We start from the raw sequence: 25195 nt of genomic DNA, 5'->3' as shown, positions 1-25195 counted from the left end.
TCCTCAATAATGGCCCAGTGTTCATGTAGCGCGCATACGATTCTTCCACCATCAGGCTACTGTGGTTCAGAGATGCAATGCCACAACAGTCTGAGATAAGAACGTTTCAAATGCAACAACTTTGATCCATGGACCTCGCGCTCATTTCGACGCAGGCACCAATGCAGGTATTTTTGTTTTGTAGCAATATGTTAGAATACATCCACGCTTATGGAAGTGCCCACCCACGCCACCGAAGAAACAACCCAAAGACGAACCGCTGCCGGGAACATCGCCGAAAGGCGACGTAAAAAACAGGCCATGAGCCAAACGTTGTAACCGGCTCAAGTGTTCGACATATGGTGGGAGACCTCGGGTCAAGCCCGCCAAAAAACAATGAAATTGATGGCCGAAAACGTCCCCATCCTCCGCCGCAACCCGTTCTTGCGCCAAGGCAGCCACATCTCGAAAACAGCCCCATTCAGCAGTCGCGCCGTGATCATTCGAAGGGCGACAAACACAAAGATAGCGCTTAGATACACGGCAGAAATATTCTAAAAACGACATGACGTGTCATTTTCTCTTTGGAGATCAATCGGCTTGCGATACCTTGCGACAAAATGATTTGAGAGTAAAAGAGCATGCCAGATAATCCAGGCAGCCTCAAAGGTGATGACCTGAGAGAGGATCTGCGGGGCCATTTTGACCCGCTCTTTCGCGTCATAGCTATCGTTGCCGCCGTTGGTTTGCTCGTCAACACTTACAGAATAGCAATCGACGGCATCATGCTGCACACCGGCGTTCAGATGGTTATGATTAGCATTCTGGCTATCATGCTGGTGTTCCAAAAAAGATTACCGATCAGGGTCGCCTCAGCTATCGTTTTGGTTTTCCTCTTTCTGGGCTGTCTCGCAGGTTTGATGGTTTTGGGCATAGGCGCCGCGGCGCTGATGGTTTTCTTCGTAATACCAATGTTCATTGTCGTGTTATCGACATACAAACACGCCGTTATAGCCTTGTCGCTAATCACGGCGACCATCCTGATTGTTGGCTATTTACATGTCGCGGGGATCATCCAAACAGATCAACTGATCATAGATCGCAACAGCGATATGACCAATTGGATCATCGCGGCAATTGTCTTTGCGCAGACTGCTTATCTCGCTGTCTATTTGACACATCGACTGAGATGTTATTGGGTTGAAACCTATAGCCAACTCAAAGGGCGCCATGAAGAAGTCAACGCGCTGATCGAACACTCGCCCGGTGCTATTTTGATCTATGACTTTGATGAAAAAAGGTTTATCGACGCCAACTCTCCGGCGGCGAACCTCTTCGGATACTCTGTTGAACAGCTTTGCAACAACATGACTGTTTCGGATTTGTTTTGTAATCCGCCAGCGGGCGATCAAAAATCTGACACCGATACCAGTTTACATATGCACGTTTTGGCCGCTGTGACCGGCGATCACCAGGTTCTCGAAACTGACCTAAAACCCGCCTTTGGTCATACGATCCCTTGTGAGCTGTCTCTGAACCAACTGCCACTCGGAGAGCGTCGCTTGGTCTTGTTCACCACCGTGGATATTCGCCACCGCAAGACCGCAGAACAAGAACGCCAACTTCTGGAAGCGCAGCTTGCGCAATCTCAGCGTCTTGAGGCCGTGGGAAAATTGAGCGGCGGCGTTGCACATGATTTCAATAATTTGCTGGCTGTTATTCTGGGCAATGTCGAGCTGTTGCGGGACGGTATCGACGACCCAGATCAGCTTGAAATGATCGAAACAATTTCTGACTCGGTGCAACGCGGGTCCGATTTGACGCAAAACATGCTGAGCTTTGCCCGGCGCGCACGTCTGACGCCGCAAGTCCTCGACTTAAACGATACCGTGCGTGATATCAAAAACTGGGCTGGCCGCACATTGCCCGCCAATGTCGATGTTGAAGTTTCGCTTCTGGCCGGACTATGGCCGGTTGAAGTTGATCCAAGCGCCTTGCAAAACGCCCTCCTGAACCTGCTGATCAATGCCCGCGATGCCATGCCCGAAGGTGGTAAACTGACCATCGAAACAGCCAATCTGCGTATCGAAGACGATGACATTTCGGAACGCGGTGAAGAGGTGCCACCGGGGCGCTACACGCTTTTGGCAATTTCCGACACCGGAGCCGGTATCCCCAAACAAATTCTGGACCGCATTTTCGAACCGTTCTTTTCCACCAAACCTGCCGGCAAGGGCTCTGGCCTTGGTCTGTCGATGGTTTTGGGGTTTATGCGTCAGTCCGGCGGCACAGTACGGGTTTATTCCGAGCCGGGAAGAGGAACCACATTCAAGCTGTATTTCCGTACCAGCACAACCACAGAAGTCCTTGAAAAGCCAAGACGCTTTGGCCAAACCAAGCATATCAAAAGCGGCCATATGGTTTTGGTGGTCGAGGATGAACCAGAGCTACTGATCCTTTTGGTCACAACCCTGTCCAATGCCGGGTACAATGTCGTCTCTGCTTCATCCGGGGATGAAGCATATGAGATTTTCCAACGAAACCCATGCTTTGACCTTTTGCTGACTGACATCGTCATGCCGGGCAAGCTTCAGGGCACGTAATTGGCGCGCAGATTGCGCGCTTTGAACCCGGATTTACCGGCAGTCTTTATGTCAGGCTATGCGGGTGAAGCCTCGGTGCATGGTAACGGATTGCGTCCCGAAGATATCCGGTTGATGAAACCCGTCACCCGCAAAGCCCTTTTGGATGCGTTGGAGACTGCGCTTAAACCCGTGTTGGAACGCAGTCATTAAACCGGCCAGATAGCTCGGCTTTACAAAATCCCCGGCAATGTCAGACCGTGCTCAACAGCGCAGGCCTTGGCCAGATCATATCCGGCGTCCGCGTGGCGCATCACTCCGGTTGCTGGGTCGTTCCACAAAACATTGGCGATCCGTCGATCCGCATCCGCGCTGCCATCACAGCAAATCACCATGCCGGAATGTTGACTGAATCCCATGCCAACACCACCGCCGTGATGCAACGACACCCATGTTGCCCCCGACGCGGTGTTCAGCAAGGCATTTAACAAGGGCCAATCGCTTACCGCGTCCGATCCATCGCGCATCGCCTCGGTTTCACGGTTCGGCGACGCCACCGACCCGCTGTCCAAATGATCGCGGCCAATCACCACCGGCGCGCTCAATTCGCCAGTGCGCACCATCTCGTTGAACGCCAAGCCCAATTTGTGCCGCACCCCAAGGCCAACCCAGCAAATCCGCGCAGGAAGGCCCTGAAACGCAATCCGATCTCGCGCCATATCCAGCCAATTGTGCAAATGCGGGTCATCGACCAACTCTTTGACCTTGGCATCGGTTTTGTAAATATCCTCCGGATCCCCCGAGAGCGCACACCACCGAAACGGCCCGATACCCTTGCAAAACAAAGGGCGGATATAGGCGGGCACAAATCCGGGAAAGGCAAAGGCGTCTTGCAACCCCTCTTCTAGTGCCATCTGCCTGATGTTGTTGCCATAATCCACCGTCGGCACGCCGCGATTATGGAACCCGACCATCGCCGCGACCTGCACCTTCATGCTGGCCCGCGCCGCTGTCTCGACCTCCTTGGGTGCCGTTTCGGCCTTGGCACGCCATTCGGCCACGCTCCAACCTTGGGGCAAATATCCGTTTACCGGATCATGGGCGCTGGTCTGGTCGGTGACAATATCAGGGCGCACACCCCGCGCCAAAATCTGCGGAAAAACATCCGCAGCATTGCCGATCAACGCCACAGATTTTGCCTCTCCCGCCTTGGTCCAGCGCTCAATCAGCGCCAATGCTTCATCCAAAGAACCGGTCTTTTCATCTACATAGCCGGTGCGCAGCCGGAAATCGGCGCTCTTCTCGTCGCATTCCACCGCCAGACAACAAGCCCCCGCCATCACCGCGGCCAAGGGCTGGGCACCGCCCATACCGCCAAGGCCGCCGGTCAAAATCCACCGCCCTGCCAGGTCGCCCTTATAATGCTGACGCCCGGCCTCCATAAAGGTCTCATAGGTGCCCTGCACGATCCCCTGCGAGCCGATGTAAATCCATGACCCGGCGGTCATCTGGCCGTACATCGCCAAACCCTTTTTATCGAGTTCGTTAAAGTGATCCCAATTGGCCCAATGCGGAACCAGATTGCTGTTGGCGATGAGCACGCGCGGCGCGTCACGATGGGTGCGAAACACCCCGACAGGTTTGCCCGATTGCACCAGCAGTGTCTCGTCATCCTCAAGCCCTTTCAGGCTGTCGACGATCACGTCAAAATCCTTCCAGGTGCGCGCGGCGCGGCCAATGCCGCCATACACCACGAGCTCGTTAGGATTCTCGGCAACATCGGGATGCAAGTTGTTCATCAACATCCGGAGCGGTGCTTCGGTCAGCCAGCTTTTGGCGCTAATCTCACTCCCTGTAGGAGCAATGACGGTGCGGGAATTGTGACGCGGATCAGTCATGAAGAGCCTTTCAGAAGCGGGGCCAGCTCGGCCAAATCTTGCAATATATCAGTGAGATGGGCGCGCAGCTTGCCTGCTTTTTCGTGATCGAGTTCCCAAGGCGGGCTCTCTGCGCGCAAATAGGTGGATTGCGCCAGCTCTAGCTGAAGAGCGTGGCGATTGCGGTCCGGCTTGCCATAGTGGCGGGTGGTCCAGCCGCCTTTGAACCGGCCGTTCAAAACCGTGCGATACCCGGTCGCTGCCTCACAGCGCTGGCTGACCGCTGCCTCAACCTGAGGATCACAAGTCACCCCCAAATTGGTGCCGATGTTTAAGTCTGGCAGACACCCGTCAAACAGAAATGGGATCGTGCTGCGGATCGAATGACAGTCGAACAAAATCGCCACCCCATGGATCGCAGACACCCGCTCCATTTGCGCTTCGAGGGCGGCGTGATAGGGCGCATGAAACGCCATACGCCGCGCCTCGATCTGGGCAGAATCCGGTGGCACTTCCCAAATATCCTCCCCGTCAAAGTCCGTCATCGGCACCAGGCCCGTGGTGTTTTGACCGGGATACAGACTCACCCCGTTGGGGTCTCGGTTGGCATCAATCACGTAGCGATGGAAATTGGCCCGGACCGTTGTCGCCCCGGACAGAACCCCCTCATAAAGCTGATCCACATGCCAATCGGTGTCCGCCAAAACGCGCCCTCGGGAGTTTAACCCGGCGCGCACATCAGGGGGCAAAAACGTACCTGCATGCGGCACCCCCAAAATCACCGGCCCCGCACCTTCGATCACCGAAACCGGGGTCATGCCAGTGCCTCCAGCCTAGGCAATTCCAACCCGTGGACAAACGCGCCAGACAAAATCATCTCGCTGGCTTTTGCCAAATCAGGGGCCAAAAACCGATCCTCCGTCAAAGCCGGGATCGCGTTTCGCAGCGTCGTACAGGCCGCTTGCAAGGGCTTAGACGTCTGCAAAGGCAACCTAAATTCAATACCTTGAACCGCACAAATCGCCTCGACCCCCAAAATCCCAGCAAGGTTGTCATTCATGCGCCCTAACCGGCGCGCGGCATGGGCTGCCATGCTGACATGGTCCTCTTGGTTGGCTGAGGTCGGGGTGGAATCCGTTGTGCAAGGATTGGCGAGATGTTTGTTTTCACTCATCAACGCCGCGGTGGTCACCTCGGCGATCATCAACCCGGAATTCAGCCCAGGTTTGGGCGTCAAAAACGGCGGCAAATCAAAACTCAGGCTTGGGTCAACCATCAAGGCAATCCGCCGCTGTGCAATCGCCCCAATTTCGGACAGGGCAACCGCAATCTGATCGGCGGCAAACCCCACTGGCTCGGCATGGAAGTTCCCCCCCGAGACGATGCGCCCCTCATTGACCAAAACCAGCGGGTTATCTGTGACCGCATTGGCTTCGATCTCAAGCGTGCGGGCGGCAAAGCGCAACACGTCCATCGCCGCACCCACCACCTGTGGCTGACAGCGAATGCAATACGGATCCTGCACCCTTGTATCGCCCTCTCGGTGGCTTTCGCGGATCTCCGACCCTTCCAAAAGGGCTCGTTGTGCACGCGCAAAGGCGATTTGACCGGCATGGCCACGCAGGGTGTGAATATCATCGACCAAAGGCGCGGTTGAGCCCATAATCGCATCCGTTGACAATGCGCCGGTCACCACCGCAGCGCGTAGATTATCCCACGCGCCCCACAATCCGACCAAGGCACAAGCGGTCGAAAACTGGGTGCCATTGATCAGCGCCAAACCTTCCTTTGCCCCCAAGGTGATCGGCGTCAAACCGGCTTCTGCCAGTGCCTCGGCCCCCGGCAAGATCGCTCCGTCAAACTCGGCCTCGCCGGCCCCGATCATTACCGCCGCCATATGCGCCAACGGGGCCAAATCCCCCGATGCCCCGACAGAACCTTGCCCGGGCACAACCGGCGTGACTCCACGCTCTAGCAGCGCCTCGATCATCTCAATTGTGCTCCAGGGAACCCCGGACGCCCCACGTCCCAAAGACAGTAATTTCAGCGCCATCATGAGCCGGGTTGTTGACCTGTCCAACCGAGCCCCAACCCCGCAACAATGGCTGAGGATCAGATTGCGTTGCAGCGTCGCGGTGTCTTGGGGCGCGATCTTGATGCTGGCCAATTTGCCAAAACCAGTGTTGACGCCATAAACCGCCTCATCCCCGTCACTGGCGCGGCGCACCAAATCCGCCGCCGCCTCAACCGCAGGACGGGCATTGCGCGTCAAACGCGGCGCTTGCCCCGCACGCCACAGGGTTTCCAAGACAGTCAATCCGGTCTCACCCGGCAACAGTTCCAGCGTCACAACACGCCTCCTTTGATCCGTTTGAACAGCGGGTTAAACCCGATCCGATATGCCAACTCTGCGGGTTTCTGCACGTCCCACACCGCGAGGTCGGCGCGGTTTCCGGCAGCAATCACGCCGCGATCCAAGCGCCCCAATGCCTTGGCCGCATACCGCGTCACCCCGGCCAGAGCCTCCTCTGGTGTCATCCGAAACAGCGTGCATCCCATATTCATAGCGAGGAGAAGCGAGGTCAAAGGCGCGCTGCCCGGATTGCAATCTGTGGCCAGGGCCATGGGCACGCCATGATCCCGAAACGCTTGAACCGGCGGCAGTTGCGTCTCGCCCAGAGTATAAAACGCGCCGGGCAACAAGACCGCCACCGATCCGGCCTGAGCCATCGCCGATGCATCAGCCGCAGTTGCATATTCCAGATGATCAACCGACAGAGCACCATATCGCGCCGCAAGAGCGGTTCCGCCCTGATGGCTAAGCTGCTCGGCATGTAACTTTACCGGCAAATTCAGAGTCTTGGCGGCCTTAAACACCCGTTCAATCTGATCGGGGCCAAAGGCAATGCCCTCGCAGAACCCATCAACCGCGTCGATCAACCCTTCTTGGGCACCACGCGCCATGACTGGCAAAACCACCTCATCCAGATAGGCATCAGCCCTGTGCACATACTCCGGCGGCACCGCATGCGCTGCCAAATAACTGGTGCGGACTGTCACATCGCGATGCTCTTCCAAGGCCCGCGCCACCCGCAACATGCGCAGTTCCGTCTCGGCCTCAAGCCCATAGCCTGACTTGACTTCAACCGTTGTCACCCCTTCGGCGATCAACGCATCCAACCTCACCAGCGCCCCTTGCAACAGCTCGGCGTCTGTGGCGGCTCTTGTCGCTGTCAAAGTCGATAAAATACCGCCACCTGCACGCGCGATCTCTTCGTAACTTGCTCCATTCAGGCGCATTTCAAATTCATCGGCGCGATCGCCGCCAAACACCAAATGCGTGTGGCAATCAATCAACCCCGGCGTCACCAATCGCCCGCCCAAATCCGTCACCTCAGAAGAACGTGGGGCCTGCGAAGACGCCCCAACCCAGGTGATCAGACCGCCCTCGATCTTGATCGCCGCATCCGCAATCAAACCATAGGGCTCCTCACCGGTCAGCGTCGCCACGTGGCAGTTTGTCAAAAGCATGGTGTCTCACTTCATCGGTTTTCGCGGGTTGATTAACGCAATCATTTAATGCTTATGTATAGACATAAAGCGAGTCGAGAAAATGAGTCAAGATCAGACAACAACAGTTTGGGCCAAAACCGCGTTGGTCGGGAATGAGTGGCAAAGCAATGTTCAGCTCACCTTGAGCATGGGCAAAATCACCAGGATCATCGCGAATGCCCCAGCCGACGGTCATCTGGCCAACGGTCATCAAGCCGCGTTGCTGCTTCCCGCACCGGCCAACGGCCATAGTCATGGGTTTCAGCGCGCCATGGCAGGCCTCTCCGAGGCGCGTGGCCCTTCGGGGCAGGATAGTTTTTGGACGTGGCGCCAGCTCATGTTTCGCTTTCTAGATCACCTGACCCCGCTCCAGGTCCAAGCCATAACCGCTTATGCTCAAATGGAAATGCTTGAGGCCGGATTTGGCGCCTCGGTGGAATTCCACTACCTGCACCACCAGCCCAGCGGCCAGCCCTATGATGATCTCGCGGAATTGTCTGCGCGCATCATCGCTGCCGCCGACATCAGCGGCATCGGTCTAACTTTGCTGCCGGTCATGTATCAATACGGTGGCTGCGATGGCCGCGCTTTGGGCCGTGGGCAACGCCGGTTTGGCAATGATCTCGACCGATATTCACAGCTCATGAGCGCCGTAAGAAACGCCGTGCGCATGCTGCCCGATGATTGCCAAACCGGCACCGCGCCGCATTCGCTGCGCGCCGTTGCCGCCCGCGACGTGCAGGCCATTGCCGAACTCGCACAGGGGGGGCCGGTTCATATGCATCTCGCCGAACAGCTTCCCGAAGTTGCAGAAGTTCAAGCCGCCTATGGGGCCCGACCGGTCGAATGGGCGCTCGACAACCTTCCTATTGGCCCAAATTGGAGCCTGATCCACCTAACCCAAATGACACCACAGGAAACCTGCGACATGGCCCAAACCGGGGCGGTGGCGGGCCTTTGTCCTTTGACCGAAGCAAGCCTTGGTGACGGTATTTTTGATGGGGTGCGTTGGTTTGAAAACGGTGGGCGTATGGCCATCGGCTCTGACAGCAACATCCGCATTTCTCTGGCCGAAGAACTCCGCCAGCTCGACACCTCCCAACGCCTGCGCGATCACAGCCGTGCCGCCCTGGCAACCCGCCAGCTTTCAACCGGTCGGCGCATTTTTCAGGCCGCGGCGGCAGGTGGTGCCCAAGCCGCCGGGCGTGGTTCCGGCAGGATCGAAGTTGGGGCTTGGGCCGATCTTCTGGCACTGGACATGTCTCACCCGGATCTGGCCGACTTAAGCCCCAATACCGCGCTGGATACCTTTGTTTTTGCTGGCGGAAACGACATGGTCCGCGATGTCTGGAGCGCCGGACGCCATGTCGTGCAAGACAGACAGCATATCGCCCGCGATGCCATCACAGCCGCCTACCGCAAGGCGATCAAACCGCTGCGCGATGGGCTTTAATAGCGGGTAGTCATGCGGTAACCGGCCTGAAAACACAGGCGTACAAAGGTCACTGGCTGCCCGTCAAACCATGTCGACCGCTCGGTTTGAAACAACGCTTCGCCCGTCGTACAGCCCATAAATTCCGCCAAAGCCGCGTCGGCAACCACGGCCCCAAAACCGATTTCAACATCAGAAAACGGAATGGTCTCGACCAACCATTCATTGGGGCCAGTTTCGGTAAAATCCGAATCCTCTGCCTGTGGCAAAGCCGCGAGATTGATCCACCGATCCTCATGCTGAAACGGCGCGCCGTCCGCGTAATGCATACACGTCAGATGTAATACTTTGACCCCCGCCCCAAGTGCCATTCGCGCCCGCAACCAATCCGGCGCAAGGCACAGGTCCCGCGCCACCAAGGCATAGCGATAGGCCGCACCGCGCCCCTCAATTTCCAACCGTGTCAACGGGATATCAAAACGAGCCTGCCGCAAAGGCGCTCTGCGCACCCGCGTCCCGGACTTGCGTTTGCGGTCCAAAACACCTTCATCCGCCAGCTCGCGGAGCGCCCGGTTCACCGTCGCCCGTGCGCTGCCATATTCATCGCATAGTTCAAGCTCGCTTGGCATCAAATGCCCCGGCGGCCATTGCCCCGAGGTGATGCGGCGCAACACGTCTTCCTTGATGTCTTTATAACTCATCACACCACCCCTTTTGTCTGCACTTTACACATTAAAGCGCAGACAAAATAGAGGGTGTCAGTAAGCAGAAAAAACAAACCCGGCAGGCAAGTCGGCTTGGGCCGGGGCCGCATTGCGCGCCGCCATGCGTTCCAGATTGACGATGGTCGACAGCATCAGTCGGTCATGGCTCCAATCCGCTGGGCGCTGGATGAGCAAAGCCGTGGCAAAACTCAGCGTCAGCAACGCCGCCAACAGCATCAACCAGCCCACACGGGTGTTATCGGCCCGGCGGGTCGCCGTGGCCGCGACGATCCGGCGCTTGAGAGTTGCCCCGCGCCGGGCATTGCGCAGATCAACCAACCCGACGGTTGGCGTCGACAAATGTGCCCCGCGCCGGGCCTTGAGCGCCGTTTCGCAGGCGCGGATAAGACATTCGCAATACGCCCTCGCGTCAAACCCATGCCGACGCACCAATGCCTGATCACAGGCATATTCACGCATCGCGCGGGTCTCTTGCCGCCACATGAAAAACGCCGGATTCCAGAACAAAAAGGGGCGCAACGCCTCAAACACAAACTCAATTTCAACGTCACGATGACGGAAATGTTGAAGCTCATGCGCCACGACCAGCCGTAAATCGGCCCCCGTTTGCAACATGCCCGATGGTAAAACCACATAGCGGTTGCGCAGCCCGCGTGTCGCGAACGCCACCCGCGTTGTGTCCGAGACAAGCAATTGAACCCGGCCGATTTTGCGCAACACATAGGCCCCTTTTAAAATCCCGCGCAGCTTTGATGCAGCCCGTGCCGTGAACAGCAGCGAAAACACCGCCCCCGCCCCCAAAAGCGCCCATAACGTCAATACCAAGGGAGATTGCCCCAACAGGAAATCGCGTTCAAAAGCTTCGCGCGCGCCCAGCAGCCCCTCAAAGGCTGTCGCGCTCATCCCCACATTGCCCGATAAGTATTGAGACACCAACATATCCGACAGGTTCGGCGCATGTGTGATGACCCTTCCGTTCAGCATGTCCGCCGCAAAAGGCGCTGCCACAAGACCCGCAATCATCCAGTTCAACAGGTTTTGTTGCTGGATGAACTCCAACCCCAACGCCGATTTTGACAAGGCCCATCGGAGCGCCAACCAAACTGTCACGCCGGCCGCAAGCAGCAGATTTAAGTCGATATAAGCATTCAGAACAGCATCAGCGTTCATTGTCCTCCCCCAACCTTTCCTCTAGCAGCGCCCGCATCTCCTTGAGCATCTCATCGGTCACGTCCTCGTCCTCCACAAGGCGCGCAACCAGAGTTGCAGGGGCATCGTTGAAAAGCTTGCTTGATAGGTTTTTAAGGCTTGCCTTTTGGTAGTCTGCCTTTGGCACTGAGGGCTTGTAGACCAACGACCGCTCGCGGCGATCACTGGTCAAGAACCCTTTCTGTTCCATGATTTTGAGCACAGTCGCCACCGATGTATATGCGCGTTCCTGAGCCGCATTGGCCTTGGAATGGATCTCGCGAACAGTGCCTGCCCCGAGGTCCCAAATCACGTTCATGAACTCGAGCTCGACCTCGGTCAGAAGGGATTTGTCTTGTTTCTTGCGCATACGCGTTGGTTTCCAGTCAAATCAGGTGTTCGGGCGAACATATACGAACATTGCCGAAGGGCAAAACTATTTCTTTAGTCGAAGCCGGTTGCAGCCAGCCCCTTCAGGCCTTTAGGGCCGCTTCTCCCGCCAATCCCACCCAAGGTTGATCGGGTGAGATCAAGAGAGGCCGATGCGCCCGAAAGCACACCGGAGTTTTTGCGGTCAGACTTTCCAGAAACAGAAACCGCCCCAGAAAATCGACAGGCCCAGCGGTGCCCAGACGGGCTGCCCCACCAATCCCAACCACGCCAGAAAAATGTAGCTGGTGCCAAGCAGCGCGATGAACAATCGGTCGCCGCGGGTTGTGGTCAACCCGAGCACACCTTTGCGCTCATCTCCACCTGGTGTGCGGATTTCAATCGCGATCAAAATTCCAATCGCGGTGAAAATACCGATAAAAATCAGTGCTGTCGGCCAGGTCCATGCCATCCATGAAAACATCATACCCTCCCCATCGCGAAACCCTTCGCGATATAGTTGCGGACAAAATAGATCACGATAGCGCCCGGAATGATTGTCAAAGTCCCCGCAGCTGCCAACAGCCCCAGCTCATACCCCGCGCTTGATGCGGTCTTGGTCATGGTTGCGGCAATGGGTTTTGCAGCCACCGCGGTGAGTGTTTTGGCCAGCAGCAATTCCACCCATGAGAACATGAAGCAAAAGAACGCTGCGACCCCGACACCGGCCTTGATTGACGGAACAAAGATCGTCGCAAAGAACCTTGGGAAGCTATAGCCGTCGACAAAGGCTGTTTCGTCCAGTTCTTTGGGAATGCCGCCCATGAACCCTTCGAGGATCCAAACCGCCAGCGGAATGTTGAACAGGCAATGGGCCAAGGCAACGGCCAGATGCGTGTCAAACAAACCCACAGCTGAGTAGAGCTGAAAGAAGGGCAGCGCGAAAACGGCGGCCGGGGCCATGCGGTTTGTGAGCAGCCAAAAGAACAGCTGTTTGTCACCAAGGAACCGGTAACGCGAGAAGGCATAGGCCGCCGGAAGCGCCACAGCCACCGAAATCACCGTGTTCAGCGACACGTAGATGATCGAGTTGATATAACCCCAATACCAGCTGGGATCAGTAAAGATCACCTTGTAGTTTTCCAGCGTAAAAGTCTGGGGAAACAGGGAAAATCCGGACAGGATTTCATTGGTCGTCTTAAAGCTCATCGCTACGAGCCAATAGATCGGCAACAGCAAGAAGAGGATATAGACGATGGGAACGATGGATCGTTTTTGCATCGGATCGGCCCTCAGTTCAGGTCGTCTTTGGTCATCAGCGTGTAGAACAGCCAGCTGACCAAAAGGGTGATTGCGAAGTAGATCAGGCTCATGGCCGCCGCCGGGCCGAGGTCAAACTGACCAAGGGCGATTTTCACCAGATCAATGGAAAGCAGCGTCGTCGAATTGCCGGGCCCGCCACCAGTGAGAACAAACGGCTCTGTGTAGATGTTGAAACTGTCCATAAATCTCAATAGGATAGCGATGGTCAAAACGTTCTTCATCTTGGGCAATTGAATGAACCGGAACACGCTCCAATTGCTGGCACCGTCGATTTTGGCGGCTTGGTAATAGGCATCGGGGATCGACACCAGACCGGCATAGGCCAGCAAAACCACCAGCGACGTCCAATGCCACACATCCATGGTGATGATGGTCACCCAAGCGGCGAATGGGTCTTGGGTCATGTCATAACTGATGCCCAGAACATGGTTGAGGAAATATCCAAGCAACCCGATATCCGGCAGGGTGAAGATGTTCCACATCGCCCCAACCACGTTCCACGGGATCAACATCGGCAAGGCCATGGTCACAAGGCAAACCGGCACCCAAAAACCCTTGCGCGGCATCGCAAGCGCGATGGCAATGCCCAACGGGATTTCGATAATCAGGATCAAAAAGGTGAACAGGAACTGACGCCCCAACGCCGCATGGAACCGGTCCGATCTCAGGATTTGCTCAAACCAATCAAGACCTTGCCAGAAAAACAGGTTATCTCCAAAGGTCTCTTGCACCGAATAGTTGACCACCGTCATCATCGGGATCAACGCGTTGAAAGCCACCAGCAACAGCACCGGGGCGACGAAGAACCAGCCTTTGTTATTCTCGGTTTTCATGCTGCGGCCTCCTGGGCTGTTGTTGCGATCCAACCATCGACATAAAGCCGGGTCTGATCGGGACGGAATTGCAAATGAACCGTTGTGCCAATTTCCGGGGGCTGGCCGGAAATCACCGCATGTACGCGGGTGCCGGACAGGTCACACTCAACAACCATATGGCGACCAAGATCAGATACTTTGGTGACTTTCGCTGGTAGACCCGCATCGCCCAAAGTCACAAATTCCGGCCGCACGCCAATCTCGGTTTTGCCAGTCGGCGCGCCCGTTATTGCCCCTTCGAGCGGAACCGGCTGCCCCGCCAATATCGCCCGTCCCCCCTGAACATCGCATGGCAAAACATTCATTCCCGGAGAGCCAATGAAATGGCCGACAAAAGTATGCGCAGGCCGTTCAAACAGCTCAACCGGTGTTCCGATCTGAACCACTTCTCCGTCTTGCATCACCACCACCTGATCGGCAAAGGTCAACGCTTCGGTTTGGTCGTGTGTCACGTAAATCATCGTCGCTTTGACGCGTTGGTGAAGTTCTTTGAGCTTGGAGCGCAGCTTCCATTTCAGATGCGGGTCGATCACGGTCAGAGGTTCGTCAAACATCACAACATTGACGTCTTCGCGCACCAAACCGCGCCCCATGGAAATCTTTTGCTTGTTATCAGGCGACAGGCCCGCAGCTTTTTGCTCAAGCATATCGGTGACTTCCAGCATCTCGGCTATGGCCATGACACGGTTCCGCACAGTCGCCTCATCACGACCACGGTTGCGCAGGGGAAAGGCCAAATTGTCGTAGACCGTCATTGTGTCATAGATCACCGGAAACTGGAAAACCTGCGCGATATTGCGCTTGTCGGGGGCCAGTTCGGTCACGTCTTGGCCATCAAACAAGATGCGCCCTTCGGAGGGGACCAACAGGCCCGAAATGATATTCAGCAAGGTGGATTTCCCGCATCCCGATGGGCCAAGAAGCGCATAAGCACCCCCATCGGACCAATCAAGATCAATCTCCTTGAGCGCATAATCCGACGGATCTTTGGGGTTAGGGTAATAGCTGTGACGCAGCTGTGAAAGAGTGATTTTAGCCATGTTACGCCACCCGTGTGCCATCGGGTGCAAAGAAGTAGCACTCCGAAGGGTTCATATGGAATTCATGCAACTCGCCGACCTCGTAGGGATGCACGCCATGAGAGAGTGAAACCCACGACCCCTGCCCCATTCCAAAATGTGCACTGGATTCTGAACCAGTCAATTCGGTCACCTGAACGCGGCCCGAAAGACGGACAGTCGTGTCAGTATTGGCCACTGGCAAAACATGATGCGGACGGATCGCGACCGTATAGTCCCCATCGCTCAGCCCGGCGGCATCACCGGACAAAGACCAGCTCACACCAGCATTCAGCATCACCTGATCGCCTTGCTTGACCACCGGCGCGGTGTTGATGGGCGGATCGGAGAACACCGCTGCCGCCTGTACGTTTTCGGGGTTGCGATAGATATCTGCCGTGGTGCCAAATTGTGTAACCCGACCGTCATCCATCAATGCGGTTTGCCCACCCAGCATCAGCGCTTCTTCAGGTTCCGATGTGGCATAAACCACCACCGCGCCACGCCCGGCAAACAATTCGGGCAATTGCGCCCGCAGCTCTTCGCGCAGCTTATAGTCAAGGTTTGCAAGGGGTTCGTCGAGGAATACCGCCCGGCTTTCCTTGGCAATTGCGCGGGCCAGAGCGCAGCGTTGTTGCTGACCACCGGACAATTCATGTGGGCGCCGATCCAACATCGGCCCCAACTGCAACAGGCTCGCGGCTTCTTCGACGCGGCCTTCCAGCTCGGATTTGGTCATGCCCGCAACCCGCAAGGGGGACGCGATATTTTCACGGACTGTCATATGCGGATAGTTGATGAAAAACTGATGGACGAGGCTGATCTTGCGCTTTTGCGTGCTGAGCTTGGTGACATCGGTCCCGTCCATAAGCACATTGCCCGAGGCGATAGGGTCAAGGCCGGCCATCAGCTTAATCAGCGAGGTCTTGCCAGATCCGGTTGCGCCCAAAAGCACGTTAAAGTGACCAGTCTCAAGGGTCAGGGACACAGGTTTGATGTGCAGATCGCCGCCAACCCGTTTGGTCACCTGTCTGAGTTCGAGTGCCATAAGGCGCTACTCCTTTCACCTATGCCCCCCGGGGGGATGGGCCGGCACGGGCGGTGAATAGTGGGGAAAGTAGGCCCTGATCCTTGTGCGCAAAGATAAGGGCCGAGGGAGTGAGCAGGCCGCAATGGAGGAACCGCGGCCTGCGTCAGGAGGAGTTACTCAGACGCCCAGCGTGCAACCAGCTCGTCATAGTTGACGGTCTGACCGGCGGGTTTCTCGTTCTCCAAAGGAGGCTTGGCGCCGCCATTGGCGTACCAGTACTCGGCATCCTTTTCCTCGTTCAGGCGTGGGCCACAGCCGCCGTAAACATTCGCCTGCTCATCTGCGCGCTGCATACGGGCCATGGTGATGTCCATTTCTTCGGCCAGACGGTTCATCGCTTCCTGCGGGGTAAAGGCACCCGAGTTCACGTCACCAATCTGCTGCCACCAGATTTGCGCCAGTTTCGGATAATCCGGAACGTTCACGCCGGTTGGCGACCATGCCACACGATCAGGCGAGCGGTAGAATTCGACCAGACCACCAAGGTTTTCGGCACGCTCAGAGAAGCTGTCGTGGTTGACCGAGCTGTTGCGGATGAAGGTCAAACCCACGTGGGATTTCTTCACATCAACAGTTTTGGATGTCACGAACTGCGCATAGAGCCATGCGGCCTGAGCGCGATCAGACGGTGTGGATTTCAGGAATGTCCAAGAACCAACATCCTGATAGCCAACCTTCTGGCCTTCTTCCCAATAAGGGCCGTGTGGCGAAGGCGCCATACGCCACAAGGGCTTACCAGCTTCGTCAACCGTGTTGTTGCCTTCGGACTGTGGCTTGACCATGTCCGCTGTAAACGCGGTGTACCAGAAAATCTGCTGGGCTACGTTGCCCTGTGCCAAGGCTGGCAGTGACTGATAGAAGTCATAAGACGCCGCACCGGGAGGTGCATAAGCCCGCAGCCATTCGTCCCATTTGCGGATCGCGTAAACCGCCGCGGGACCGTTGGCCGCCCCACCACGAGACACGCTTGCGCCCGCTGGGTTACAGGACCCGGCTTCCATGCGGATGCCCCATTCGTCGATTGGCACACCGTTTGGCTCACCTTTGGAACCGGCACCAGCCATGGACAGCCACGCGTCGGTCATACGCCAACCAAGGTCAGGCGCGCGTTTGCCGTAATCCATGTGGCCATAGATTTCCGTACCGTCTATTTCTTTGACGTCGTTGGAAAAGAACTCCGCGATGTCTTCGTAGGCGGACCAGTTGACCGGAACACCAAGGTCATAGCCGTATTTGGCTTTGAACTGTTCCTGGAGGTCGGCGCGGTCGAACCAATCTTTACGGAACCAGTAGAGGTTCGCAAACTGCTGATCGGGCAACTGGTACAGGTCGCCATCGGGGCCGGTGGTGAACTGGCTGCCCATAAAGTCGGCCAGATCAAGGGTTGGGGACGTGGTGCCCGCCCAGTCGCCCGCCATTTGGTCGGTCAGGTTATACGCCAGTTGAAGACGCGAATGCGTGCCAATCAAATCGGAGTCATTGACGTAACCGTCATAGAGATTCCGCTTGGTTTGCATCTGGGTCTGAACCGCCTGAACAACTTCGCCTTCGCCAAGGATCTGGTGATTGACCTTGATTCCGGTGATTTCTTCAAACGCTTTGGTCAGAACTTCGGATTCATAGCTATGCGTCGGGATACCTTCGGACAGGACGTTGATTTCCATGCCTTTAAAGGGTTCTGCCGCGCTGATGAACCAGTCAAGTTCGGACTTTTGTTCGTCTTTTGTCAGGACAGACGGCTGAAATTCCTCGTCGATCCATTTTTGGGCCGCTGCCATATCGGCATGCCCCATCGTTCCCGCAATCACAGCAGACGCTGCAACGGCGGTGAAAAGATACTTCCGCATCTTTCGCTCCTCCCTGAATGTAATGCCGCAGATGTTCACCTTTGGCTGCAATATGGGTGTCACATTCGAACGCGCGCTGTCAAACTAATTTTTTAGTAGACCCTCGATGATCGAAATTTCTACGAAATTTCAGCACCTTGCCTCAAACAAAAACAGGCACTCCGGTGTCGGAAGTGCCTGTCAACTTAACCAAAGCGAACAAAAACGCAAATCATTTCTGTCATTTCGAAAGATTCGGAACGCGCATTCAGCGCCTAGAGACCATACATCCGTTTGGCCCATTGAAACCCGATAATCAGCCCTTTCATACGCGGCAGCAACAATAGTGAGCTGCTCATGGTCAGCGCCAGACCGATCATCACAATCGTCATCGGCTCGGGCCGATAGGTGACATAGGAGAAATGCAACCCGAAGGCCAAGATATGTCCAACGATCAAAATCGTCATATAGGCCGGGCCGTCATCGGCCTTGGCTTTGTGCAGTTCCAGTCCGCAACAATCACAGCTGTCGTTCACTTTGAGATAGCTGTGCAGCAATTTGCCCGTGCCGCATTCAGGACACCGAAGCATAAGCCCCCGTCCCAAAGAGCGTTTCATGTCGCGCTCAGACGTCTCTACCATGTCAGTCACCCCTTGGGTTTGCGCATCCGTCATCACGATTCTCCTGCAATGTTGTCACCACATACAATTTCACGATATTGAATGCAATCATTCACCATACAATTTGATTGCACAGCTGCCACAATCGGGGCATGACAGCAGTATGAGCCACTGGACCCCGACACTGACCGACACCGGCATTCCTCTTTATATGGAGATCGCCGAGGCAATCAAAAGTGATATCAGCCGCGGCACCCTGCGACCTGGTGACCGACTTCCACCACAACGCAGCCTGGCCCAGGCCCTTGGCGTCGACTTTTCCACCATCTCACGCGCCTATTCGGAAGCAACCCGGCGCGGCTACACCGAAAGTTTTGTAGGGCGCGGCACCTTTGTCACCACTGCCCAAGTCGCGGCCTCGGCTGTGCGCGGCGTCGAAGATGATCCACGCATGAACATGCCGCCCGAGCCGACCGAACCCGCTCTGCTTGAACAGATGCAAGCCGGATTGACCCAGATCGCCCCGCAAATCACCAGCCTTCTGCGCTATCAATCCACCACCGGCTTGGCCGAAGATCGTGATACGGCCGCCGCGTGGATGTCTCAGAACGACCTGACGCCCGACCCGGCGCGCCTTGCTATCGCGCCGGGATCACATGCGGCGATCTATGCGATTCTGTCCCAGCTTGCCGATCCCGGATTGACCCTGCTCTGCGAAGAGCTGACCTATCCCGGCATCCGCGCAATCGCCGCCAATCTTGGCCTGCGGGTCATTGGCGTCCCGTCTGATACGGATGGCCTCTTGCCCACGGAACTGGGTGAGCTGATCCGAACACATCAGCCCGTCGCGCTTTACCTCAATCCAACCCTGCAAAATCCCAACACCCAAACCATGCCCCGCGCCCGACGCAAAGAGATCGCGGCAGTTTTACAAATGTATGATCTGCCCCTGATCGAAGACGATGCTTATGTCTTCACCGCGCGCAATGCCCCGCGGCCAATTTCAAGCCACATTCCCGGCCTGGGATGGCACGTGGCGGGCCTTTCAAAACTCCTGGGCGCGGGGCTTCGCCTGGCCTATGTCACCGTACCGCTCCGGGCGCAAATGTCTGGCTTTTCCCAAACGTTACGCACGCAACACGTGATGGCATCCCCCCTCAGCCTCGCCTTAACGGCGCGCTGGATCAGCGACGGCACAGCCACAGCCCTGCAACGTTTTATCCGCTCGGAATCCGAACATCGGCAATCACGCGCCGGCGAAATATTGTCCGATCACGTGATCCAATCCGACCCAAACGCCTTTAACCTCTGGCTCCACCTGCCCTCGGGGACAAGCCGCGCCGAAATTCTATCACGGATGGCAGGCCGCCACATCGGATTGATGCCATCTGACGCGTTTTGCACCACGTCCACTCCTCCCGAGGCGCTGCGCGTCTGCTTGGGTGGTCCAATCACCAGGGAACAGCTTGAGTTGGATTTGATTGCTCTGGACGATGCCCTGACCCGCAAAGATTGGCTCGGCTAAACATGTGCCTGATCTTTCGCCTGAACCGCACAGCCTAGCCTTGCGAAACGGGTTTAATCCCAAGATCACTAAACTCGAACATCTGTCGCGTAGAAAATCAGTCAAGGAAAAGAGTGGTACTCCGTACGAGAATCGAACTCGTCTTTCCAGGTTGAAAACCTGGCGTCCTAACCGATAGACGAACGGAGCGCCGTAGCCCTGAAATCTCTCAGGGAAAGCGCGCCAATGGTACTCCGTACGAGAATCGAACTCGTCTTTCCAGGTTGAAAACCTGGCGTCCTAACCGATAGACGAACGGAGCGCCGTTTGGCGTGAAGCGGCTTTTAGATTGCGCGCGCCTCCTTCGCAAGAGGATTCTTGCATCTTTTTCACCCAAATTTTGCAAACCCGCACAAATCCTGCCTCCACTTGGCCGGGCTTGCACAAAAACAGCAACTTGCCGCCATTGCTGCACCTATTCTTGGCCAAAACAACCCGAGCTGTGTGACATAGGTGGACGGCGCACCGCCGCGCTGTCTGCGTGCTTTATCAACCCGCTGCCGGGGCCGCATCCTCCAGCCGAAGTTGCGCCGAGCGCCGACCACCCCATTCATTGATCTCCAGCTTTCCGGCCAAATGGAACCGCGCGCCACCATGGTTGACCAAAGCCTGCCCCATCGGCCCGTCAAACGCGCCAAAGGCGATGCCTTCAAGCCGCCCCCCCATGCCGTCATCACAGGCCACCTTTAGATGCCCAGAGCCGACTTGTTTGGTAAAGGTGATGCGCGCATCAGCAATGGCAAAACGTGGCCCCGGCGCGCCCTGCCCATAGGGCCCGGCAGTCTCAAGCTTTTCGATCAGGTCCACATTGGCGGCACCGGGCATCAACATACCATCCAGCCGCAAATCCGCCGCGCCGCCGGTCCCGGCACCTTGCTTGGCCAGCAATTCGCCCAAACGCTCCATCGCCGGTTCCAGCTTGTCCTTGTCTATCGACAAGCCCGCCGCCATCTTGTGACCGCCGCCCTTGACCAGCAGCCCTTCCGCTGCCAGCCGCTGAATAGAGGCCCCCAAATCAACGCCATTCACAGACCGCCCAGACCCTTTGCCGTCTTCCCCGTCAAAACCGATCACAATCGCCGGGCGGTTGGTCTGTTCTTTCAGGCGCGATGCGACAATGCCGACAACACCGGGATGCCAACCCTCGCCTGCGGCCCACACCAATGGCCCATCCAGCCCACGCTCTTCCGCCTGGGCGAGTGCAGCCGCCCGCACTGCTGCCTCGATCTCGCGCCGCTCTGTGTTGAACCCATCCAAACGTTCCGCCATGGCCTGCGCCTCATGCGGGTTGTCACAGGCCAATAGACGCGCGCCCAAATCCGCTTGGCCTACGCGCCCACCGGCATTGACACGTGGACCCAATACGAAGCCCAAATGATACGATGACGGCGCACTGTCGAGCTTGGCAACATCGCTCAACGCCACCAATCCGGGCCGACTGCGCCCGGCCATTACCTTAAGCCCCTGGCGCACCAGAGCACGATTAACCCCCTTCAAAGGGGCCACATCTGCCACCGTCGCCAGCGCCACCAAATCCAGCATCGCCATCAAATCCGGCCCGCGCGCCCCGGCTTCCCGCAGCTGCCGCCCAGCCTCAACCAACATCAAAAACACCACCGCCGCCGCACATAAATGCGCCAACGCCCCGTCCTCATCCTGCCGGTTCGGGTTCACACAGGCCACACAACCAGGCAGGGTTTCACCGCCCAAGTGGTGATCCAAAATCACCACATCTGCCCCCTTGGCAGCTGCGATTGCATCATGCGACAGCGTTCCGCAATCCACGCAAATGATCAAATCATGATCCCGCGCCAATCCCGCCATTGCCGGTTCATTGGGGCCATAGCCCTCATCGATCCGGTCGGGCACATAGAGTGTCGCACGCCGCCCCATCTGACGCAGCCAATCGACCAGCAAAGCCCCTGACGTGCCGCCATCCACATCGTAATCGGCAAAGACAGCAATTTTTTGACGCTCGCGCACGGCCGTCAAAAACCGCGCTGCCGCCACCTCCATATCCCGTAACGATCTCGGATCGGGTAGCAAATCCCGCAGCTTTGGATCCAGATAGGTCTCTACCTCAGCCGGGGCCACGCCCAATCGTGCCAAGACCCCGCACAGCGCCAAAGGCAGGGCGCTTTGCTGGACCAAGGCCTCAGCCTGACGTTCAACCTCAACGCTCGGCCCAACCCAGCGTCGTCCGGTCAAACTGCTCTCAACGCCAAGATAACTCATCACGCCCCCAAGATGTCTTCTGACTTCAGTTACCCAAGATATACCCGAGCGAGAAGCAGCCTACCAAAATGACAAAAAGCGGCCCACCCTCTCGTGCACCGCTTTTCGAATTTTCGCCGAAAATTCGTCTCCCGACGAGCTTAGGATTTAACCGGATTGCGATACTGCATCCGCCGCACCGAGCCCGTCTTCGAGCGCATCAACAACGTCTCAGTCGTGATCACCCCCGGCTCGCGCTGAATACCCGGCAGGATCGACCCGCTGGTCACGCCTGTCGCCGCAAAAATCACATCTGCGGTCACCATCTCATCGCGGCTGTAAACCTTGTCGAGATCGGTGATCCCGGCTTTGGCAGCACGCGCGCGCTCGTCATCATTGCGGAACACCAGACGGCCCTGCATCTGCCCGCCCATGCATTTCAACGCAGCCGCCGCCAAGACACCCTCAGGCGCGCCACCTTGGCCCATATACATGTCGATCCCGGTCAGGTGCGGTTCGGCACAATGCATCACACCGGCAACATCGCCATCAGTGATCAAACGGATGCTCGCCCCGGTCGAGCGCACTTCCGCGATCATATCTTCGTGGCGAGGACGCTCCAGAATACAAACGGTGATATCGGACGGCTTACAGCCCTTTGCGGTGGCCAAGGCCGACACGCGGGTCGCTGGCGGCATGTCCATTTCAACGATGCCTTCCGGGAAACCGGGGCCAATCGCCAGCTTATCCATGTATGTATCGGGGGCGTGCAGCATCGACCCACGCGGCCCCATCGCAATAACAGTCAGCGCGTTCGGCATATCCTTGGCGGTCAGCGTTGTGCCTTCCAGCGGGTCCAGTGCAATATCAACACCAGGGCCGTCACCATTGCCCACCTCTTCGCCGATATACAGCATCGGCGCTTCATCACGTTCCCCTTCGCCGATCACAACCACACCTTTGATGTCCAAAAGGTTCAGCTGTTCGCGCATTGCATTCACAGCGGCCTGATCGGCGGACTTTTCGTCGCCACGGCCAATCCATTCGGCAGAAGCAATAGCAGCTTGCTCAGCAACACGGGCCAAGCCCAAAGATAGCATACGGTCATTGAAATCGGTGGGCGTGGACATGGGGAGTTCCTCAAGATGAAATGCGTCTGCCGTTTAGCCCAGCGCATAGGTCGGGGGCAAGGGTGCTATCGCCAACGGATGCATATCGTGGTGATATAACACAGGCCAAAACCCACGCTCTGCACCCAACCTAGACCTGTCACACAGGTTCAGCGCCCCCAAGCCACGCTCTTGGCTCCTCAATCCCCGACCAATCAACGCATTCCGAACCGCGCCACTCATCGGGCCGATCTCGCGAACGAATTGGCCCTAAGCCACCCCATCGCGGGCCGGACTACAGCGGATCAACCCCTGTAGCAAAAGCCCAACCATCAGCGCATTCAGAACATGCCACATGAAATGCGTGCCCATTGGCCAAACCGCGCAAAGATGCAAGTCCATGATCCGAAAGCCCAATGACAGCGCAAACACCCCTGTTGCCGCCACAGCCCAGCCGCGGATCGCATGGCCCCGCCACAGGGTAATCGCCGAAAACACCACCAAAGCCAGCAGCGCCGGTGCGTATTGCAAAGAGCCGTTCAAAGGGTCAGCCTCGTGCGAATGGGCCTCTCCATCGCCCGAAGTTGCCAAGACGATAACCGTGGTGATCGCCGCTGAAATCACACCGATCCGTGCCACCTTGCCCGCAGGCGCACCGCCCACCAACGCAATCGCGCTGAGCACATAGAGCGCCACAAAGCTCCAAATCGGAATCACATCGGCATACTCCGACCAGCGATTGGCAAAGGTATGGAAAAGTCCCGATCCAACCCCGATCAACCCCGCTAGCAGGCAAAGAATCGCAACAATCGTGCGTCGTTGCCCAAACCGCCCGGCGCTGTGCCAAGCCCATATCGCGGCCAGTGGAAAAGCCAGATTGCTTAGGGCATTTATTGGCTCGGCCCACAGGCCGATATCGGCCCTCTCACAATACAAATCTATCGGGGCAAACCAATCCATATATCACCTAAGTAAAAGACATTAACATGATGATCTAGCCAGTTTCCCCTGATAAATCAAAGCCAAAACGACATGAAAATCGCGTTTTCAGCAGAAAGACCAAGTCATCCAAACGTCACACGTTCAGGTGTAGCATCTCGTCAAAGGCCCTGCGCAGAGCGGCCGACCATCCCGTCGATAGTTTCTGGAAATCTGGGTCAAATTCTTCGATCCGACGGTTTTGCGCAAAGGTGAATTTATCGGTTTCAAGCACCGCCAAATCCAACGGCATGCCCACAGACAGGTTTGAACGCAACGTCGAATCCATCGACAAAAGCGCAGCCGTGATCGACACATCCAAAGGCGTCTCCGGCGTCAAAACCCGATCCAGAATCGGTTTGCCATATTTGTGCTCACCAATCTGGAAATACGGCGTCTCTTCGGTCGCCTCGATGAAATTTCCCGCCGTATAGACGTGAAACAGTCGATGGATTCCACCGGCGCGCTGCCCCCCGACGAGAATCGAGCTCATGGTGCTTTCACCAGATTGCACCAAACCAGGGCCATAGCGTGTTTGCACAACCCGCATTGCATCGCCCACCAATTCCGCGATGCGAAACATAGATGGGGCGGACAAAATGGTTTCCAGCCCGTTTTCGGGATGGTCGATGTTTTCCTGCAAAAGCGATATAACCGCCTGAGTAATTGCCAGATTTCCGGCAGTCATCAAGGTGACACAACGCTCACCTGAGACTTCCCAAGTGAACATTTTCTTGAACTTAGAAATATTGTCCAACCCGGCATTCGTGCGTGTGTCGGAAAGGAAAACCATTCCGGCATCAAGTTTGATTGCCACGCAATATGTCATAGGTT

At 56.7% G+C, this 25195-nt stretch carries 22 protein-coding genes and 2 tRNA genes; 4 read left to right on the top strand and 20 right to left on the bottom strand.

What is annotated here, in order from left to right; genetic code table 11:
• Positions 1-620 precede the first annotated feature (620 nt).
• Positions 621-2582, top strand: coding sequence for an ATP-binding protein (locus ACRBB0_RS25195; protein ID WP_431377235.1), 1962 nt, complete (start codon positions 621-623; stop codon positions 2580-2582).
• Positions 2583-2774, top strand: a complete 192-nt coding sequence (locus tag ACRBB0_RS25190) for a hypothetical protein (RefSeq protein ID WP_431377234.1) — start codon at positions 2583-2585, stop codon at positions 2772-2774.
• A 20-nt stretch (positions 2775-2794) separates the two neighbouring features.
• Here ACRBB0_RS25190 and hutU read toward each other — a convergent pair whose 3' ends face one another.
• From hutU to hutI, 4 genes are read right to left on the bottom strand one after another with little or no spacing between them, the layout of a single operon-like run.
• On the bottom strand, positions 2795-4459 hold the full coding sequence (gene hutU, locus ACRBB0_RS25185) for a urocanate hydratase (RefSeq protein ID WP_431377233.1): 1665 nt from the start codon (positions 4457-4459) through the stop codon (positions 2795-2797).
• On the bottom strand, positions 4456-5256 hold the full coding sequence (gene hutG, locus ACRBB0_RS25180) for an N-formylglutamate deformylase (RefSeq protein ID WP_431377232.1): 801 nt from the start codon (positions 5254-5256) through the stop codon (positions 4456-4458). The genes hutU and hutG overlap by 4 nt, the downstream gene beginning before the upstream one ends.
• Positions 5253-6788, bottom strand: coding sequence for a histidine ammonia-lyase (gene hutH / locus ACRBB0_RS25175; protein ID WP_431377231.1), 1536 nt, complete (start codon positions 6786-6788; stop codon positions 5253-5255). The genes hutG and hutH overlap by 4 nt, the downstream gene beginning before the upstream one ends.
• Positions 6785-7969: an imidazolonepropionase gene (gene hutI / locus ACRBB0_RS25170; protein ID WP_431377230.1), complete on the bottom strand. Its 1185-nt coding sequence runs from the start codon at positions 7967-7969 to the stop codon at positions 6785-6787. Before hutI ends, hutH begins: the two co-directional genes overlap by 4 nt.
• An 82-nt stretch (positions 7970-8051) precedes the next feature.
• On the opposite strand from hutI, the gene ACRBB0_RS25165 reads away from it, so the two are divergent.
• Positions 8052-9443, top strand: coding sequence for a formimidoylglutamate deiminase (locus ACRBB0_RS25165; RefSeq protein WP_431377229.1), 1392 nt, complete (start codon positions 8052-8054; stop codon positions 9441-9443).
• Here ACRBB0_RS25165 and ACRBB0_RS25160 read toward each other — a convergent pair.
• The 10 genes from ACRBB0_RS25160 to ACRBB0_RS25115 form a co-directional block, all read right to left on the bottom strand.
• A complete protein-coding gene (locus ACRBB0_RS25160) occupies positions 9440-10123 on the bottom strand; it encodes a UTRA domain-containing protein (protein WP_431377228.1) in 684 nt (227 codons plus the stop codon). The two genes, ACRBB0_RS25165 and ACRBB0_RS25160, sit on opposite strands and share 4 nt — an antisense overlap.
• A 57-nt stretch (positions 10124-10180) precedes the next feature.
• Positions 10181-11317 carry a M56 family metallopeptidase gene (locus ACRBB0_RS25155; protein ID WP_431377227.1) on the bottom strand — a complete coding sequence of 379 codons (1137 nt, stop codon included), beginning with the start codon at positions 11315-11317 and terminating at the stop codon, positions 10181-10183.
• Positions 11307-11705, bottom strand: coding sequence for a BlaI/MecI/CopY family transcriptional regulator (locus ACRBB0_RS25150; RefSeq protein WP_431377226.1), 399 nt, complete (start codon positions 11703-11705; stop codon positions 11307-11309). Before ACRBB0_RS25150 ends, ACRBB0_RS25155 begins: the two co-directional genes overlap by 11 nt.
• 204 nt (positions 11706-11909) lie before the next feature.
• Positions 11910-12188, bottom strand: a complete 279-nt coding sequence (locus ACRBB0_RS25145) for a DUF2160 domain-containing protein (RefSeq protein WP_431377239.1) — start codon at positions 12186-12188, stop codon at positions 11910-11912.
• On the bottom strand, positions 12188-12985 hold the full coding sequence (locus ACRBB0_RS25140) for a carbohydrate ABC transporter permease (RefSeq protein ID WP_431377225.1): 798 nt from the start codon (positions 12983-12985) through the stop codon (positions 12188-12190). Before ACRBB0_RS25140 ends, ACRBB0_RS25145 begins: the two co-directional genes overlap by 1 nt.
• An 11-nt stretch (positions 12986-12996) precedes the next feature.
• A complete protein-coding gene (locus tag ACRBB0_RS25135; protein WP_431377224.1) occupies positions 12997-13860 on the bottom strand; it encodes a carbohydrate ABC transporter permease in 864 nt (287 codons plus the stop codon).
• Positions 13857-14942: an ABC transporter ATP-binding protein gene (locus ACRBB0_RS25130; RefSeq protein ID WP_431377223.1), complete on the bottom strand. Its 1086-nt coding sequence runs from the start codon at positions 14940-14942 to the stop codon at positions 13857-13859. Before ACRBB0_RS25130 ends, ACRBB0_RS25135 begins: the two co-directional genes overlap by 4 nt.
• Before the next feature lies 1 nt (position 14943).
• On the bottom strand, positions 14944-16008 hold the full coding sequence (locus ACRBB0_RS25125) for an ABC transporter ATP-binding protein (RefSeq protein ID WP_431377222.1): 1065 nt from the start codon (positions 16006-16008) through the stop codon (positions 14944-14946).
• Positions 16009-16163: 155 nt separating this feature from the next.
• Positions 16164-17897, bottom strand: a complete 1734-nt coding sequence (locus ACRBB0_RS25120; protein ID WP_431377221.1) for an extracellular solute-binding protein — start codon at positions 17895-17897, stop codon at positions 16164-16166.
• Between the two features lie 254 nt (positions 17898-18151).
• On the bottom strand, positions 18152-18550 hold the full coding sequence (locus ACRBB0_RS25115) for a DUF983 domain-containing protein (RefSeq protein WP_431377220.1): 399 nt from the start codon (positions 18548-18550) through the stop codon (positions 18152-18154).
• Positions 18551-18659: 109 nt separating this feature from the next.
• Between ACRBB0_RS25115 and ACRBB0_RS25110 the strand changes: the two genes are divergently transcribed.
• Positions 18660-20021 carry a PLP-dependent aminotransferase family protein gene (locus ACRBB0_RS25110; RefSeq protein WP_431377219.1) on the top strand — a complete coding sequence of 454 codons (1362 nt, stop codon included), beginning with the start codon at positions 18660-18662 and terminating at the stop codon, positions 20019-20021.
• Positions 20022-20135: 114 nt separating this feature from the next.
• Here ACRBB0_RS25110 and ACRBB0_RS25105 read toward each other — a convergent pair.
• The 6 genes from ACRBB0_RS25105 to ACRBB0_RS25080 all read right to left on the bottom strand — a co-directional run bounded on the left by ACRBB0_RS25105 (position 20136) and on the right by ACRBB0_RS25080 (position 25190).
• Positions 20136-20210 (bottom strand) — tRNA-Glu (locus ACRBB0_RS25105).
• Positions 20211-20247: 37 nt separating this feature from the next.
• Positions 20248-20322 (bottom strand) — tRNA-Glu (locus tag ACRBB0_RS25100).
• Between the two features lie 227 nt (positions 20323-20549).
• Complete coding sequence (gene recJ, locus ACRBB0_RS25095; protein ID WP_431377218.1) at positions 20550-22295, bottom strand: single-stranded-DNA-specific exonuclease RecJ; 1746 nt, start codon at positions 22293-22295, stop codon at positions 20550-20552.
• A gap of 140 nt (positions 22296-22435) precedes the next feature.
• A complete protein-coding gene (gene glpX, locus ACRBB0_RS25090; protein WP_431377217.1) occupies positions 22436-23404 on the bottom strand; it encodes a class II fructose-bisphosphatase in 969 nt (322 codons plus the stop codon).
• Between the two features lie 249 nt (positions 23405-23653).
• A complete protein-coding gene (locus ACRBB0_RS25085; RefSeq protein WP_431377216.1) occupies positions 23654-24343 on the bottom strand; it encodes a ceramidase domain-containing protein in 690 nt (229 codons plus the stop codon).
• 115 nt (positions 24344-24458) lie between these two features.
• A complete protein-coding gene (locus ACRBB0_RS25080; RefSeq protein WP_431377215.1) occupies positions 24459-25190 on the bottom strand; it encodes a peptidase in 732 nt (243 codons plus the stop codon).
• Between the last annotated feature and the right edge of the window lie 5 nt (positions 25191-25195).

Source organism: Pelagimonas sp., from assembly GCF_050633425.1.
In the GTDB taxonomy this organism is placed as follows: Bacteria; Pseudomonadota; Alphaproteobacteria; order Rhodobacterales; family Rhodobacteraceae; genus Pelagimonas.
This window is presented reverse-complemented; position numbering and strand designations above follow the sequence as displayed.

Excerpts from the sequence above, each read along its gene's own strand:
- ACRBB0_RS25150 (WP_431377226.1), bottom strand. The coding sequence starts at position 11,705 with ATGCGCAAGAAACAAGACAAATCCCTTCTGACCGAGGTCGAGCTCGAG.
- ACRBB0_RS25125 (WP_431377222.1), bottom strand. The coding sequence starts at position 16,008 with ATGGCACTCGAACTCAGACAGGTGACCAAACGGGTTGGCGGCGATCTG.
- ACRBB0_RS25160 (WP_431377228.1), bottom strand. The coding sequence starts at position 10,123 with ATGAGTTATAAAGACATCAAGGAAGACGTGTTGCGCCGCATCACCTCG.
- ACRBB0_RS25085 (WP_431377216.1), bottom strand. The coding sequence starts at position 24,343 with ATGGATTGGTTTGCCCCGATAGATTTGTATTGTGAGAGGGCCGATATC.
- ACRBB0_RS25135 (WP_431377224.1), bottom strand. The coding sequence starts at position 13,860 with ATGAAAACCGAGAATAACAAAGGCTGGTTCTTCGTCGCCCCGGTGCTG.
- ACRBB0_RS25080 (WP_431377215.1), bottom strand. The coding sequence starts at position 25,190 with ATGACATATTGCGTGGCAATCAAACTTGATGCCGGAATGGTTTTCCTT.
- ACRBB0_RS25110 (WP_431377219.1), top strand. The coding sequence starts at position 18,660 with ATGAGCCACTGGACCCCGACACTGACCGACACCGGCATTCCTCTTTAT.
- hutG (WP_431377232.1), bottom strand. The coding sequence starts at position 5,256 with ATGACCCCGGTTTCGGTGATCGAAGGTGCGGGGCCGGTGATTTTGGGG.
- ACRBB0_RS25145 (WP_431377239.1), bottom strand. The coding sequence starts at position 12,188 with ATGTTTTCATGGATGGCATGGACCTGGCCGACAGCACTGATTTTTATC.
- recJ (WP_431377218.1), bottom strand. The coding sequence starts at position 22,295 with ATGAGTTATCTTGGCGTTGAGAGCAGTTTGACCGGACGACGCTGGGTT.
- ACRBB0_RS25165 (WP_431377229.1), top strand. The coding sequence starts at position 8,052 with ATGAGTCAAGATCAGACAACAACAGTTTGGGCCAAAACCGCGTTGGTC.
- glpX (WP_431377217.1), bottom strand. The coding sequence starts at position 23,404 with ATGTCCACGCCCACCGATTTCAATGACCGTATGCTATCTTTGGGCTTG.
- hutI (WP_431377230.1), bottom strand. The coding sequence starts at position 7,969 with ATGCTTTTGACAAACTGCCACGTGGCGACGCTGACCGGTGAGGAGCCC.
- ACRBB0_RS25115 (WP_431377220.1), bottom strand. The coding sequence starts at position 18,550 with ATGACGGATGCGCAAACCCAAGGGGTGACTGACATGGTAGAGACGTCT.
- ACRBB0_RS25120 (WP_431377221.1), bottom strand. The coding sequence starts at position 17,897 with ATGCGGAAGTATCTTTTCACCGCCGTTGCAGCGTCTGCTGTGATTGCG.
- ACRBB0_RS25140 (WP_431377225.1), bottom strand. The coding sequence starts at position 12,985 with ATGCAAAAACGATCCATCGTTCCCATCGTCTATATCCTCTTCTTGCTG.
- ACRBB0_RS25195 (WP_431377235.1), top strand. The coding sequence starts at position 621 with ATGCCAGATAATCCAGGCAGCCTCAAAGGTGATGACCTGAGAGAGGAT.
- ACRBB0_RS25155 (WP_431377227.1), bottom strand. The coding sequence starts at position 11,317 with ATGAACGCTGATGCTGTTCTGAATGCTTATATCGACTTAAATCTGCTG.
- ACRBB0_RS25130 (WP_431377223.1), bottom strand. The coding sequence starts at position 14,942 with ATGGCTAAAATCACTCTTTCACAGCTGCGTCACAGCTATTACCCTAAC.
- hutU (WP_431377233.1), bottom strand. The coding sequence starts at position 4,459 with ATGACTGATCCGCGTCACAATTCCCGCACCGTCATTGCTCCTACAGGG.